Below are 12,705 nucleotides of genomic sequence, written 5' to 3'. Positions count from 1 at the left end.
CGTGTTTAGCGTTTTCTCTCAGCGTTAGCGCTTGGCTTAGTCGTTGAGAGCGGATGCGCATTCTACGCATCTCAGTTTTGATGTCAACCTTTTTTCTTAAAAAATTTTAAATTAAATTTTTAAGTGGCTGGCTTGTTAATCTTGGCCGTAGCGTTAACTAACTTTTCAAAACCGCCTCTTGGGTTGTCCCCGAGAAGTGGAGCGCATTTTAGAGATTTTTGCGCCACCGTCAACAACTAATTTCAACTTTTTGTTCGTTCGGTCAAATAACAGGCAAAAACAATAAAAACACAGCATTTTAGTATAAAAAAGTGGCAATTCAGCACTCATTCTTAATATCAAACTAATGCTTTGTACTTCTTCCTTATACAAATACCTAATATTCGAAGCGGCTACTCATTCAAACAATAACGACTAATTACATATAATATGCTCAAATCAACACAAAGTTTAAGCTTAAGGTTGCACTCTATCCAAAGCTGGGTAACATAGAATTGCAGTTTTGTGATTTATAAAATAATAAAATTAATAATTAGGTATCCAAATATGAATTCTTCCCAACTATTAACAATTATCGTAGGTGTAGTATGTGCGATTGTTGCTTTTTTTGTTGCAAGTCAAGTTCAACTCACTCCTGTCATGGTTGCAGCTATTGCATTTCTAAGTGCCGTGATTTCGCCTTTATTTGCAAACCGTAGCCCCAATGAAGGAAACAATGATAATGGCGATATTAAGACATTATACGTTGGCAACCTTCCTTATAGAGCAAATGAAGGGGCGGTACGTGAATTATTCTCAGCATACGGAAACGTACATTCAGTACGCCTGATGAAGGATAAGAACACAGGTAAACGCAGAGGGTTCGGCTTCGTTGAGATGGCAGCGTCTGACGTTGACAACGCAATTGATAAATTAAACGATTCAGAGTTTCAACAAAGAACACTTAAAGTAAGAGAAGCAAAAGAGCGACCTGAAAAGAACGATGATCAGGAATAGTATATTCGCAATTAACAAATACTAAGTATTTAGAAAAGCCGCTATTAATTAGCGGCTTTTACTTTTATACGGCATAAAACCTATTGGATAGGTAACCTTTAACCATTCTATCTAAACGTCTAATTCGTTCACCGTCTCATTAATCTTCTTTGCTTTATCGGGTTCTTGTGCAAATTTAACAATGGATAGCTGGTGAAATACCGATAAGAACTGTTGATTGTTGATGTTTACAAACAATGAAGCTTTCTCTTTTAGCGCCCTAAATTCTGCTACAAAGTCCAATACTGGCCTAAGCGATTTGTCGCGGTCAACTTTCTCGTGCCCTATTGCAGCCACCTCTTGATAGGTTTGTTTTGCTTTAAAGGTTTGCTTCTGTGTTAAATCCAACGACATACTAGAAAGCTCGTTAGAATCAAACCCTATGCTTTGTGCATATTCATAAGCTTGTGATACATTACCGTTGTAAAAGCTCTCCTGCACTTTATCTATATCTTGCAGTAAAGTTGCAATAGCTTCTCGTTCATCTTCATCAAGTTCGCCCTTGATAGCAATTGAATAGCCCGTTTCTTTTCCATAACCTGCACTTATGGCAAACTTTTCATTTCCAGAACTTGAGTTGCTGTGATAGCCAAACCTGACGGCAGTCAATTCATTACTGTAGAAATTAATATGTATTTCGTCTCCATCATTGGTCATTATCGATAAAGCACTTTCACGATTATCGTTATAGCGATAATTGGCACTATACTTTTCAACCACATTATCTTCTACCTTGTTTGCGTTAGACTCCCGAAGATCATTCGATTTGTTCAAGGAAGGCTTAACTTCTTCATTTGATATGCTATTCGGAAAGAATGAAGCATATAATTCATCAAGCCGATGGTTGATTTCTTCCTGACTTTTGGCCACACCAAGTTGAATCTCTTCCGTCAACTTGTTTAATTCTGATAATTCCTGCAGCGCTTGTCCAAAGCCTTGCGTAATCCCTTCGCGTGCTTGGTCAAACATTTCTTGGATTTCGATGTCGCTTTTGCCATTTTCTTTGGCTCGCATCAGGCTTTCTTTAATAAAGCCAAATACTGTTTCCGTAACTGTGTCACTATCAAAGCTACTCGGACTTTCAGGGATCACTTCAAACTTAGCTTCTTCAAATCCATTATGCTGAGCAAACCTTTGGTTAACAGAGTGCAGCACTATTCTCATGCTAACCATTTTGTCAGAAGACAATGCGACTAATTCAGCATTAGCAACATCTAAGTTATGAGGGGATTGCAAATTACCATTGAAAGTTGAAAGCGAACGTTTAGGCAGTAGTTGGGCATATGAACCCGCGCCAGGTAAATGTGTTAATTTGTCCACGACCATAATTCCTCGCAGTGAAAAATTTGGTAACTTTGTATCGGCTAAAAGCAAATAAACTTTAGCTCTTTACTAGACAAAATGTGAACTATCATTACAATCTGCGCACTCACTTATCGTCGTACTTTAGGAATATTGAATGTTCAGCCACATCAACCCAGATAACTATCAAACACAACTTTCTGAAAAGAAAGCTGAAATTGCTGAGCAATTCAAACAATTCAGTATTCCCGCTATTGATGTATTTACATCAGAGCCTATTAATTATCGTATGCGAGCTGAATTTCGTGTATGGCATGACGGTGATGATCTGAACTACATCATGTTCAATCAAGAAACCAAAGAAAAATATCATGTCCACAACTTTCCAGTGGCAAGCGTACTGATTAATAAAACGATGAGTGCTCTGTTAGATGATGTGCGCGATAAAACCATATTGCGTCAAAAGCTCTTTCAGGTAGATTTTTTGTCTACTTTAAGCGGTGAAATGCTTGTGAGTCTGTTGTATCACAAACCGCTGACAGATGAATGGCAAAGCGAAGCAACAGCACTTGCAGCAAGGTTATCGGTTATTGCGCCTACCAGTATTATTGGTCGCGCACGTAAGCAAAAAGTGATTATTGGTAAAGATTACGTGACCGAACGCTTAACGGTTGGTAATGATACTTATCAATATCAACAAGTAGAAAATAGTTTCACTCAACCTAATGCAATCGTTAACGAAAAAATGCTGCTTTGGGCACAGCAAGCTACAGCTGGTAAGGGCGGTGATTTAATTGAACTCTACTGCGGCAATGGAAATTTCAGCATCGCACTAGCCAAAAACTTTGATCGAGTATTAGGTACAGAAATTTCCAAGTCTTCGGTAAACTCAGCACAAATCAATATAAGTGATAACAATATAGACAACATTCATATTGTTAGAATGTCGAGTGAAGAATTTAGTCAAGCCATGACAGGAGAACGTCAGTTCAGACGGCTAGAAGGTTTTGACCTGACAAGCTATAGCTACGACACCGTACTTGTAGATCCTCCAAGAGCGGGATTAGATAAAGACAGTGTTGCTTTGGTTAGCCAGTTTAATCAAATCATTTATATATCATGTAACCCAGATACGCTGAAAGATAACTTAGAAGAGTTAGCAAAAACACACAACATAGAGAAGTTTGCAATATTCGATCAATTCCCTTACACCCACCATGTGGAATCAGGTGTGATTTTGACCAAGAAATAACAACGACAAAATAACTAGTTATTGCCGCTGGCTAAACTCAGCGGCTCCACGCGCAATAAACCGTAGCTGTTGAATCGTTCTAATTGCCAACTCGTGACGCTCTTCTTTAGTCGCATCTAACGCTTCAGCGCCCGCATTAAATACAATGGTAACCGCCGCATTCGCCTGTAAGTACGCTATGTGAGTGCTCAAATTATTCGCTTTTTGTAGATAATCGCATAATTCTACTGTGAAAAAGCTTATCTCTCGATTTACCGCCGCTCTAAATTCTGCCGACGTCCCTGAGCGTTCTCGTAACAATAGTCGAAAAATATTACCGTTATTTTCAATAAATTCCATAAAGGTAAATACTGAAATTTTGATAACAGAGCCACCTTTTTCAATACGTTGGCGTGCTTGGCGCATAAGCTGTCTTAGCGTTAAGCCAGCTTCGTCAACTAAGGTTAACCCTAATTGATTCATGTCATCAAAATGTCGGTAAAATGAGGTCGGCGCTAAACCAGCTTCCTTTGCGACTTCACGCAAGCTCAAACTCGAAAAACTCCGTTCACTCGATAATTGACCTAGTGCTGCATCAATCAACAATCGACGTGTTTTTTCTTTTTGTTGCGCTCTTATACCCGACATCAATAATAAACCTTGAAACTTTCCCCGCTACATAATACGCAAATCTATTGATTTTTCTAGTATTGCCTAAGTGAGATATCCTAAAAATGCAATAAACTTTACGCTTGGCTCGCTCAATTTCTTCAAACTTTCATCAAACGTTGCTTGACTCGTCGTTAGAGATAACTAAAATAGCGTACAAGTGTACACTGAAATTTTAAATGTTATTTCCTCGGACAACCAATGAAGAAACCCAAAATTATCTGGCTCAATGTAAGTGTTTTTTTGATCACTTTCCTTTTTGCAGCAATCGCTGTGCCCTATCGCGCACTAACCCACGGCTTCGACACAGCAGAAATTCTGATGGCGATCGGTTGTTTTATCTTCTGTGGCATGTCCATTACCGCTGGATATCATCGCTTGTGGTCACATAAAACCTATCAAGCCCATTGGTCATTACGCATAATTTATGCACTTGGTGGCGCATTCGCATTACAAAACAGTATTCTTCACTGGTCTTCTGATCACCGTATTCACCATAAGCACGTGGACAATAATGACGTTGACCCATATTCCGCTAAAAAAGGGTTTTGGTACTCTCATATCGGTTGGATGCTGCGCGAGTATCAAGCACATCGCTACACAAATTACGACAATGTGCGTGATTTACAAAAAGACCCTATCGTTATGTGGCAGCATAAACATTACTTACTACTAACAGTTGGGCTTAATTTTGGTATTCCCTTAGCGTTTGGCCTGTGGCATGGCGACGTTATTAGTAGTTTACTGCTTGTTGGATTTTTACGATTAGTGCTAAGTCATCACACAACGTTTTTTATTAACTCGCTCGCCCATATCTGGGGCAAACAAACATACACAGAAAAGAATACCGCGCGAGATAATGGTTTCTTGGCATTTTTCACGTTTGGCGAAGGCTACCACAATTATCACCATATCTTTGAGAATGACTACCGTAACGGAATTCGTTGGTGGCACTTTGATCCCACCAAATGGTTAATCAAAGGATGCTATTTCCTTGGATTAACGAAGAACCTACGCAAGAGTCCAGAAGATAAAGTTGAAAAGGCTCGATTGGCCATGGTGTTTAAACGCAGTCAACAGAAGCTTAAATCTCATCCTGAAGCCGAGCAACTGCTTGCGAAGCTGCAATCAGAATATGATGTGCTGATTCTAAAACTCAACGAATTTTACGCTGCTAAGAAAAGAGTATTAGCTGCTAAGCGTGACGCCTTAATAGCAGACGTAGAAAACTCAGATTTACTTGCACAATACAAAGAAGTTAAACAAAAGTTTGTCGAACAACAAAGAAGTTGGCAATTCTTCGTTGAAAAACTCGCTTAAAAAACAATTTACTAGTTACCTGTCCCCTAATTCCTGCTAAAATTTTTGCCAGAGCAAGTAGGAATTGGGGATATCTCTTTGGCCAAACAAATCAAACAACCACCAAGTAAAAAAGCACCCACATCATTTGACTATGATGCCATTATTATTGGCACAGGTCCTGGCGGTGAAGGTGCCGCCATGAATCTTGCAAAAAAACAAAAAAAAGTGGCTATTATCGAACGCTATGTCAACGTTGGCGGTGGCTGCACTCATTGGGGAACTATCCCGTCTAAGGCTTTACGTCAATCAGTAAGCAGATTAATCGAGTTTAACTCTAATCCTTTGTTTAACGACGGCGAGCATGCCAAACAACTTACTTTTCAAGATATTCTTCGACATGCTTCTGCGGTAATTCGTAAGCAAGTAAGTTTGCGTAGTGGCTTTTATAATAGAAACCGCGTAGAGCATTTTCATGGTGAAGCGTCATTTATTGACCGTCACACCATTAGAGTGCTTCGTAATGATGGTTCGATTGAAACAATTACCGGCAAACAAATTGTGATCGCAACAGGATCTAGACCCTATCGACCTGCCGAAATCGATTTTAATCATCCGCGGGTTTACGACTCTGACAGTATCTTACAGTTAGCGCATGCGCCAAGACAAATCATCATTTATGGTGCTGGTGTTATCGGGAGTGAATATGCGTCAATATTTAGAGGCTTAGGTGTAAAAGTAGATTTAATTAACACGCGTGATCGCTTACTTTCTTTCCTAGACGATGAAATGTCTGACTCACTAAGTTATCACCTATGGAATAATGGCGTGGTTATTCGTCATGGCGAACAGATTGAAAAAGTTGAAGCCACTGATGATGCTGTAGTCGTGCATCTTGAGTCTGGTAAGAAAATGAAAGCCGACTGTTTACTATGGGCTAACGGCCGAACAGGTAATACAGACGACCTCAATCTCGAAAATGCTGGGCTTGTTGCTGACGGTCGTGGCCAACTTAAAGTTAACAACGCCTATCAAACCGACGTTGATAATATTTTCGCTGTAGGTGATGTGATCGGTTACCCAAGTTTAGCCAGTGCCGCATTCGATCAAGGCCGCATTTGTGCCAGCGCCATGCTCGATGACAAATGCCAAGCTAAGCTCATCACTGACATTCCTACAGGAATCTACACAATCCCTGAAATCAGTTCCGTTGGTAAAACCGAACAAGAATTAACAGAAGCAAAAGTGCCATACGAAGTAGGTCGCGCCCAGTTTAAGCACCTAGCACGTGCACAAATTTCAAATAATCTCGTTGGCTCATTGAAGATCTTGTTCCATCGCGAAACTAAAGAAATTTTAGGCATCCATTGTTTTGGCGAAAATGCCGCTGAGATCATTCACATTGGTCAAGCCATTATGCAACAAACCAATGGCGGTAATACGATTGAATATTTTGTGGAAACAACCTTTAACTACCCGACAATGGCGGAAGCATTCAGGGTTGCAGCGTTAAACGGCTTAAACCGACTTTTTTAATTTATAGGGATATATATGAAAACAAAACTTTTATTACTAACGCTGGCAAGCTTGTTATTGCCAGCTCAGGCTGCAGACAACTTTACGGTTTATTTAGTGCGTCATGCCGAAAAACAAATCGAGCAAACTAATCCGTCTCTAACACACTGTGGAATGATTCGTGCGAATCAACTTGCCCGCATACTAGACAAAGCCAACATAGAGAAAGTCTACAGTACGCCTTACGCTCGTACATTGGAAACTGCAGCGCCATTATCGAAAGAGAAAAACATCTCAATTAAGCAATATTCGCCTAATGGTTTAGATCAACTCGCGCGAGAACTTAAGCAAAATGGTAAAAACGTACTCGTTGTAGGTCATAGCAACACAACACCAGTGCTCGCAGGTCTTCTAGCAGCCCACAAACTTGAACCACTTTCCGAAAAAGAATATCAAATGATTTATCAGGTACAGTTTATTGAAGGTAAATCAAACTTAACTGTACTCACGCACCCATTAATTTGCCAATAACAAGCCGTTTTGCACGCCTAAAGCTCTGACTTGGGCGTGCTACGCCCCTCTTTTAGCAACTTAATCGATGTTATCTTAAATGGCTTTCCCCATTGTTGAAACGTGATCACACCTTGTTCGAAATAACCCGACAATTCAACAATAGCCCCATCTTGTCGCAATTCTTTTGATAAATTAGCAGGAAGAAGCTTTTGGCCATTGTTAGTAATAATGCCGTAAAAGCCGCCCTCTAATCCAATGTACTCCACTTTAGCTTGTGACCAGTGTTGAACATTATTCATTGGCTTCTTTTCATCCGTTACTGGCTTGTCATCTAATACTTGTTCTTTGGTAATACTCTCGCTTTCACTTACTTGGTTTTCTTGCGCAGGTTGAGACGAGTTGGGTTTGGCTTGGCAGGCAAGCAACTGGCTACTCACCATCAAACAAACTGCTAAGTTATATTTATTCATTCCTTCGTTCCTATAACGACAACAAATGTTGTTTCATTTATCGTTACCGTATATCAAGATCAAAAAAGGAGCAACAAATGCTCCTTTAATATTGCACAGGTGTAGTCGTTATTATTTGTGATACGGCTTACTTAAGCGACGCACAGATTCAATAAAGTGACCCGCGTGTTCAGGATTTACATCCGGGTGAATACCGTGGCCCAAGTTAAATACGTGCCCAGTTCCGCCATGACCAAAGCCAGCGAGTATTTTAGCGACTTCTTGTTCAATACGCTCAGGTGCTGCATAAAGCATCGAAGGGTCCATATTTCCTTGTAACGCTACTTTATCGCCAATTCGTGCTTTTGCATCTTCGATATCAATTGTCCAGTCTAAGCCAACACCGTCACAGCCTGTTGCAGCGATTGACTCTAACCACATTCCGCCATTCTTGGTAAATAGTGTGACGGGTACTTTACGACCGTCGTTTTCACGAATTAAACCATCTACAATTTTTGCCATGTATTGCAATGAAAACTCTTTGTAATCACGTGGTGATAACACCCCACCCCAAGTATCGAATACCATGACCGATTGCGCACCATTTTTAATTTGCGCATTCAAATAACTAATTACGGAATCTGCCAGTTTGTCTAATAGCAAATGCAACGTTTGAGGCTCGGCAAACATCATCTTCTTGATCTTAGTGAACGCCTTAGAGCTCCCACCTTCGATCATATAAGTTGCCAATGTCCAAGGACTTCCAGAGAATCCAATCAGAGGTACTTCACCTTTAAGCGCAGTACGAATAGTGCGAACGGCATTCATTACATAGCCAAGCTCATCTTCTGGATCTGGCACAGCAATTTTTTCAACATCTGCTTTACAGGTAATTGGACGTTCAAACTTCGGCCCTTCACCTGTTTCAAAATAAAGGCCTAATCCCATTGCATCAGGAATAGTTAAAATATCGCTAAATAAAATCGCAGCATCTAACGGAAAACGTCGTAAAGGCTGTAATGTAACTTCACAAGCAAAATCAGCGTCGCGACATAACGACATGAAATCGCCAGCGTTAGCACGCACTTCGCGATACTCAGGCAAGTAACGTCCAGCTTGACGCATCATCCAAACGGGAGTGTAGTCTACAGGTTGACGCAACAATGCGCGTAAATAAGTATCGTTCTTTAATTCTGTCATGGATTGTTATCCGTTATTTCAAGTGAGCGCATTCTACCAAAGGCAATTTTTTTGATCTATGTTCTTGATCAAATGTTCACGAATATAATAAATGCAATTTGTATGATAGATTTAATTTTTGTTAACAATCATGTGATTAGTTAAAACAATTTTGTAACTAAAATTTTTATGCAAAAATAGTACATTAATACGAAAAAAATCGTGGTATAAATGCTCTAATAAAGTTGTTGCATCGCCAAAAATCGTTTGCTATAAAATACCCCGCGCTAGTTAAGAAGATAATTAACAAGAAGCTAGGTTGAACTAGACCATACAGCGAGCATTTCAGGCCTTACCTTTGGTAAGGCTTTTTTATTGCCTGAAATTTACTGCCCCATTAATACAAATATCCTATTAAATAACAAATCAGTATATCTCTCTGCTTGTGATACTTTATCGCGTGAGTTACAAGTAGTGTGGCGTAAATTACAAAAAACGAGCAAAATTTACGTAACAAATCAACTTTAGGCAGACACATTACAAGGAGGTTTACCATGAACAATTATCTAACCGGTGGTTGCTGCTGTGGTAAAGTCAGCTTTTCATTACAAGACCATTTTAGCCATTTCTACTTTTGTCATTGTGAGCAATGCAAAAAGCTAACAGGTTCGGCACACGCATCTAATCTTTTCACCTCCCCAGAAAATATCACTTGGCTGCAAGGTCAACAATTCACTAAACGCTATGATCACCCTGAACGTTCTTTTTCTCAGGTGTTTTGCGTTGAATGTGGTTCAGGATTGCCATTTTTGTCTCAGAGTGAAAAGTTTCTGATTGTGCCTGCTGGCAGTTTGAACGAAGAACCGTCAAAATCCGTCGACGCGCAAATATTTTGTGCTGAGCAAGCCAAATGGCATAGTGATGGTATTAATCAACATAAGGTGGCTGGGTTTCCAGAATAATTAATTGTATATGGTTTACAGCTAACTTCAGTAAGGCAATTTAAATATCGTGTTCTAAACTAAATTGCCTTAACACTTCTTATTGAACCACGCCTTCGTCCCCTTCATAAAAGACAACATTTCAACAACATTTGATAACAATTCACTACGCTTTCTCAGGCTATCTTTACTCAAAATCTAAAAATTGAGAGAGTCACCATGAAAAACGTTCGTTTTCTATTTGTATTAGCTATAACAATGCTGTTTGGGTGTAACTTAGATTCAGGTTCAAACGAAAAAACGTATTTTGATATTAAAAATCCATACGTCATCGATTTTGATCAGAATACACATAATTTCACCGCGATATTTTCTGACTATCCCAAAAGCACCAGTCAACAAAATAACGAAGTGTTTTATGAGCTTTCTGCCACTTATGATGATATTCCCGCACCATTAAACATGCATAAAGGGATTCGCTTGGTTGGCAATAACCATTCTGACGATTTACTCATGGCAATCAAAGGCAGGATACGTGGGCTTGAGGAGAATACCCTCTATCGTGCAGAAATGGAGGTGACCTTGGCAACCGCTGCGCCTTCCAATTGTTTTGGTATTGGCGGCGCACCTGGTGAGTCTGTGTATGTGAAGTTAGGCGTGAGCGAACATGAACCAAGAAATATTGATGACAATGGTATGTACAGACTTAATATAGATTTAGGGCAACAATCTACCTCAGGTTCTGAAGGTGAAACTGTTGGAGATCTTGCAAACGGCAGAGAATGCGGCACTGTCGAACAATTTGTCATGAAAACACTGTCAACTACGCGAGTATTTGATATTCAAACCAATGAACACGGCATGTTTTGGATTATAGCCGCTACAGATTCTGGCTTTGAAGGATTGTCAGAAATTTACTTTAACAAACTTACACTAACCCTTTCAAAATGAATGCGCTAAACCTCTATTTATATGAACTTACTGATAGCTGCTGACCGTATCAGGCATTATACTAAACGCTAATTCTTATTAACTGTTATGATGTTATGCGTATATTGGCAGCTATTTTCACATTTTTATTGTGCTTTTCTCCCAATAGTTTTGCCCTTGGAAAATTAGGACACAGACTGGTATGTCAGCTGGCATATGAGCAATTAACACCTCAAGTTCAGCAAGACATAGATACTCTTTTGGCAACTTTGCCCAAGCAAGAAAAGTCAATCATCAAGCAATATAATTATAGAGCCAATGCAAAAAACGTCACTTTTGGCGAAAGCTGTACTTGGGCTGATGCGATTAAGAAGAAAGACAAGTATGAAAAGTTTAAGACATGGCACTTTATTAATGTCGACCGGAGTGCAAGTCGAATTCCACACAACACATGCAATAATAACTGCGTTACCCATGCGATAACGTTTCACTCTAAACAAGTCAAACAAGCGTCAGCCAAACGACAACAATTGGAAGCATTGATGTTTTTAGGTCATTGGGTGGGCGACATACATCAGCCGCTTCACGTTAGCTTTAAGAGTGACTTCGGTGGCAATAAAACACGCATTCAATCAAATTTTGCCAAGTGTAATAATCTGCACTGGTATTGGGATCAATGTTTATTACTGTCCCTAGATGTAAGTAAATTAAAATCTAGCAAGCAACATAGAGCGTATGAATCGAACTTATTAACTGAATTGCGCAATTTGCTGGTAGCAGAATCTGTGAACCAATGGAAAGATTCGACAGTAATTGATTGGGCGAACGAGTCACTTGAGCTAGTTCGACAAGCTACTTTTAACTACTGTGAAGTTTCACAAGCAGTATGTAACGAGATAACTAATCAACCAATTGTTATTAATGAAAAATATCATGCACATTACCAGCAGATTTTAAAGCAACGCATCATGCAAGCGTCTGTTAGATTAGCCCACATATTACAAACCTCGCTAAGCCGACCAGTGCAATAATCTAGTTTGATTATTGATTTTTATGAAAAAGCTGAACAATATTAGATAGGGGATAACCAAATAGAATCGAGGGAACTATCATGTTAGAGCAACTTGAAAAAACAAAAGCACAATGGGGTGGTGTCAACAAAGTTCTCGATAGCTGGTTGAAAGAACGCCAGCAAGTTTTAGTGGCATATTGCGAATTAGCAGGATTACAACCTTTCGATAGTGAATCTAAGAAATTACCAGCGAAGAAACAAATTCGCTCATTTTGTCAGATACTAGTCGATTATATTTCAGCAGGTCATTTTGAAGTATTTGATTCAATCGTGGCAGAGTGCGCAACCCATGGCGAAAAAAGCGCAAAACTGGCACAAGCACTTTATCCCAAAATTAGTCAATCAACGGATGTCGCGTTAGCTTTTAATGATAAGTATGCCGATTCTAAATCACGTAACATGTTCGAATCATTTGACCATGATCTGACAGAGCTTGGCCAACAGCTTGAAGAGCGGTTTACCTTTGAAGATGAATTGTTAGGTGTTTTGCACACTTACCATAGCTAATTTTCACAAATACAACCTCCCTTCGATACGTAGTGTCTCCTACTCAGGGCGCGTCATACCGTA

13 protein-coding genes are annotated in these 12,705 nt (G+C 39.6%); 9 read left to right on the top strand and 4 right to left on the bottom strand.

The features are described from left to right. Window positions 1–546 precede the first annotated feature (546 nt). Window positions 547–996 carry an RNA recognition motif domain-containing protein gene (locus tag ACSLUK_RS15660; protein WP_448549613.1) on the top strand — a complete coding sequence of 150 codons (450 nt, stop codon included), beginning with the start codon at window positions 547–549 and terminating at the stop codon, window positions 994–996. Between the two features lie 111 nt (window positions 997–1,107). On the opposite strand, the gene ACSLUK_RS15655 is transcribed toward ACSLUK_RS15660, so the two are convergent. After that, on the bottom strand, window positions 1,108–2,355 hold the full coding sequence (locus ACSLUK_RS15655) for a DUF5610 domain-containing protein (protein WP_448549612.1): 1,248 nt from the start codon (window positions 2,353–2,355) through the stop codon (window positions 1,108–1,110). Window positions 2,356–2,494: 139 nt separating this feature from the next. Here ACSLUK_RS15655 and trmA point away from each other — a divergent pair, with 139 nt between their 5' ends. Continuing rightward, window positions 2,495–3,589 carry a tRNA (uridine(54)-C5)-methyltransferase TrmA gene (gene trmA / locus ACSLUK_RS15650; protein WP_448549611.1) on the top strand — a complete coding sequence of 365 codons (1,095 nt, stop codon included), beginning with the start codon at window positions 2,495–2,497 and terminating at the stop codon, window positions 3,587–3,589. A gap of 18 nt (window positions 3,590–3,607) precedes the next feature. On the opposite strand, the gene fabR is transcribed toward trmA, so the two are convergent. Further along, on the bottom strand, window positions 3,608–4,216 hold the full coding sequence (fabR, locus tag ACSLUK_RS15645) for an HTH-type transcriptional repressor FabR (protein ID WP_448549610.1): 609 nt from the start codon (window positions 4,214–4,216) through the stop codon (window positions 3,608–3,610). 222 nt (window positions 4,217–4,438) lie between these two features. Here fabR and ACSLUK_RS15640 point away from each other — a divergent pair, with 222 nt between their 5' ends. The 3 genes from ACSLUK_RS15640 to ACSLUK_RS15630 all read left to right on the top strand — a co-directional run bounded on the left by ACSLUK_RS15640 (window position 4,439) and on the right by ACSLUK_RS15630 (window position 7,582). After that, window positions 4,439–5,557, top strand: a complete 1,119-nt coding sequence (locus tag ACSLUK_RS15640; protein WP_448549609.1) for an acyl-CoA desaturase — start codon at window positions 4,439–4,441, stop codon at window positions 5,555–5,557. Between the two features lie 78 nt (window positions 5,558–5,635). After that, the gene (gene sthA / locus ACSLUK_RS15635; RefSeq protein ID WP_448549608.1) at window positions 5,636–7,072 is read left to right on the top strand and encodes a Si-specific NAD(P)(+) transhydrogenase; all 1,437 of its coding nucleotides are present in this window, start codon (window positions 5,636–5,638) and stop codon (window positions 7,070–7,072) included. A 15-nt stretch (window positions 7,073–7,087) separates the two neighbouring features. Continuing rightward, window positions 7,088–7,582, top strand: a complete 495-nt coding sequence (locus tag ACSLUK_RS15630; RefSeq protein WP_448549607.1) for a SixA phosphatase family protein — start codon at window positions 7,088–7,090, stop codon at window positions 7,580–7,582. A gap of 17 nt (window positions 7,583–7,599) precedes the next feature. On the opposite strand, the gene ACSLUK_RS15625 is transcribed toward ACSLUK_RS15630, so the two are convergent. Next, window positions 7,600–8,034, bottom strand: a complete 435-nt coding sequence (locus ACSLUK_RS15625; RefSeq protein WP_448549606.1) for a hypothetical protein — start codon at window positions 8,032–8,034, stop codon at window positions 7,600–7,602. Window positions 8,035–8,145: 111 nt separating this feature from the next. Then, a complete protein-coding gene (gene hemE, locus ACSLUK_RS15620) occupies window positions 8,146–9,213 on the bottom strand; it encodes a uroporphyrinogen decarboxylase (protein ID WP_448549605.1) in 1,068 nt (355 codons plus the stop codon). Window positions 9,214–9,746: 533 nt separating this feature from the next. Here hemE and ACSLUK_RS15615 point away from each other — a divergent pair. The 4 genes from ACSLUK_RS15615 to rsd all read left to right on the top strand — a co-directional run bounded on the left by ACSLUK_RS15615 (window position 9,747) and on the right by rsd (window position 12,642). Further along, window positions 9,747–10,154, top strand: a complete 408-nt coding sequence (locus tag ACSLUK_RS15615) for a GFA family protein (protein WP_448549604.1) — start codon at window positions 9,747–9,749, stop codon at window positions 10,152–10,154. 198 nt (window positions 10,155–10,352) lie between these two features. Next, complete coding sequence (locus tag ACSLUK_RS15610) at window positions 10,353–11,084, top strand: hypothetical protein (RefSeq protein WP_448549603.1); 732 nt, start codon at window positions 10,353–10,355, stop codon at window positions 11,082–11,084. Between the two features lie 95 nt (window positions 11,085–11,179). Further along, a complete protein-coding gene (locus tag ACSLUK_RS15605) occupies window positions 11,180–12,094 on the top strand; it encodes a S1/P1 nuclease (protein WP_448549602.1) in 915 nt (304 codons plus the stop codon). Between the two features lie 80 nt (window positions 12,095–12,174). After that, window positions 12,175–12,642, top strand: a complete 468-nt coding sequence (gene rsd / locus ACSLUK_RS15600; RefSeq protein WP_448549601.1) for a sigma D regulator — start codon at window positions 12,175–12,177, stop codon at window positions 12,640–12,642. Window positions 12,643–12,705 lie beyond the last annotated feature (63 nt).

Source organism: Thalassotalea fusca, assembly GCF_053485835.1.
This window is presented reverse-complemented; position numbering and strand designations above follow the sequence as displayed.

Coding starts and splice junctions, on each gene's coding strand:
- ACSLUK_RS15660 (WP_448549613.1), top strand. CDS start 547: ATGAATTCTTCCCAACTATTAACAATTATCGTAGGTGTAGTATGTGCG.
- trmA (WP_448549611.1), top strand. CDS start 2,495: ATGTTCAGCCACATCAACCCAGATAACTATCAAACACAACTTTCTGAA.
- fabR (WP_448549610.1), bottom strand. CDS start 4,216: ATGTCGGGTATAAGAGCGCAACAAAAAGAAAAAACACGTCGATTGTTG.
- ACSLUK_RS15640 (WP_448549609.1), top strand. CDS start 4,439: ATGAAGAAACCCAAAATTATCTGGCTCAATGTAAGTGTTTTTTTGATC.
- ACSLUK_RS15630 (WP_448549607.1), top strand. CDS start 7,088: ATGAAAACAAAACTTTTATTACTAACGCTGGCAAGCTTGTTATTGCCA.
- ACSLUK_RS15625 (WP_448549606.1), bottom strand. CDS start 8,034: ATGAATAAATATAACTTAGCAGTTTGTTTGATGGTGAGTAGCCAGTTG.
- hemE (WP_448549605.1), bottom strand. CDS start 9,213: ATGACAGAATTAAAGAACGATACTTATTTACGCGCATTGTTGCGTCAA.
- ACSLUK_RS15615 (WP_448549604.1), top strand. CDS start 9,747: ATGAACAATTATCTAACCGGTGGTTGCTGCTGTGGTAAAGTCAGCTTT.
- ACSLUK_RS15610 (WP_448549603.1), top strand. CDS start 10,353: ATGAAAAACGTTCGTTTTCTATTTGTATTAGCTATAACAATGCTGTTT.
- ACSLUK_RS15605 (WP_448549602.1), top strand. CDS start 11,180: ATGCGTATATTGGCAGCTATTTTCACATTTTTATTGTGCTTTTCTCCC.
- rsd (WP_448549601.1), top strand. CDS start 12,175: ATGTTAGAGCAACTTGAAAAAACAAAAGCACAATGGGGTGGTGTCAAC.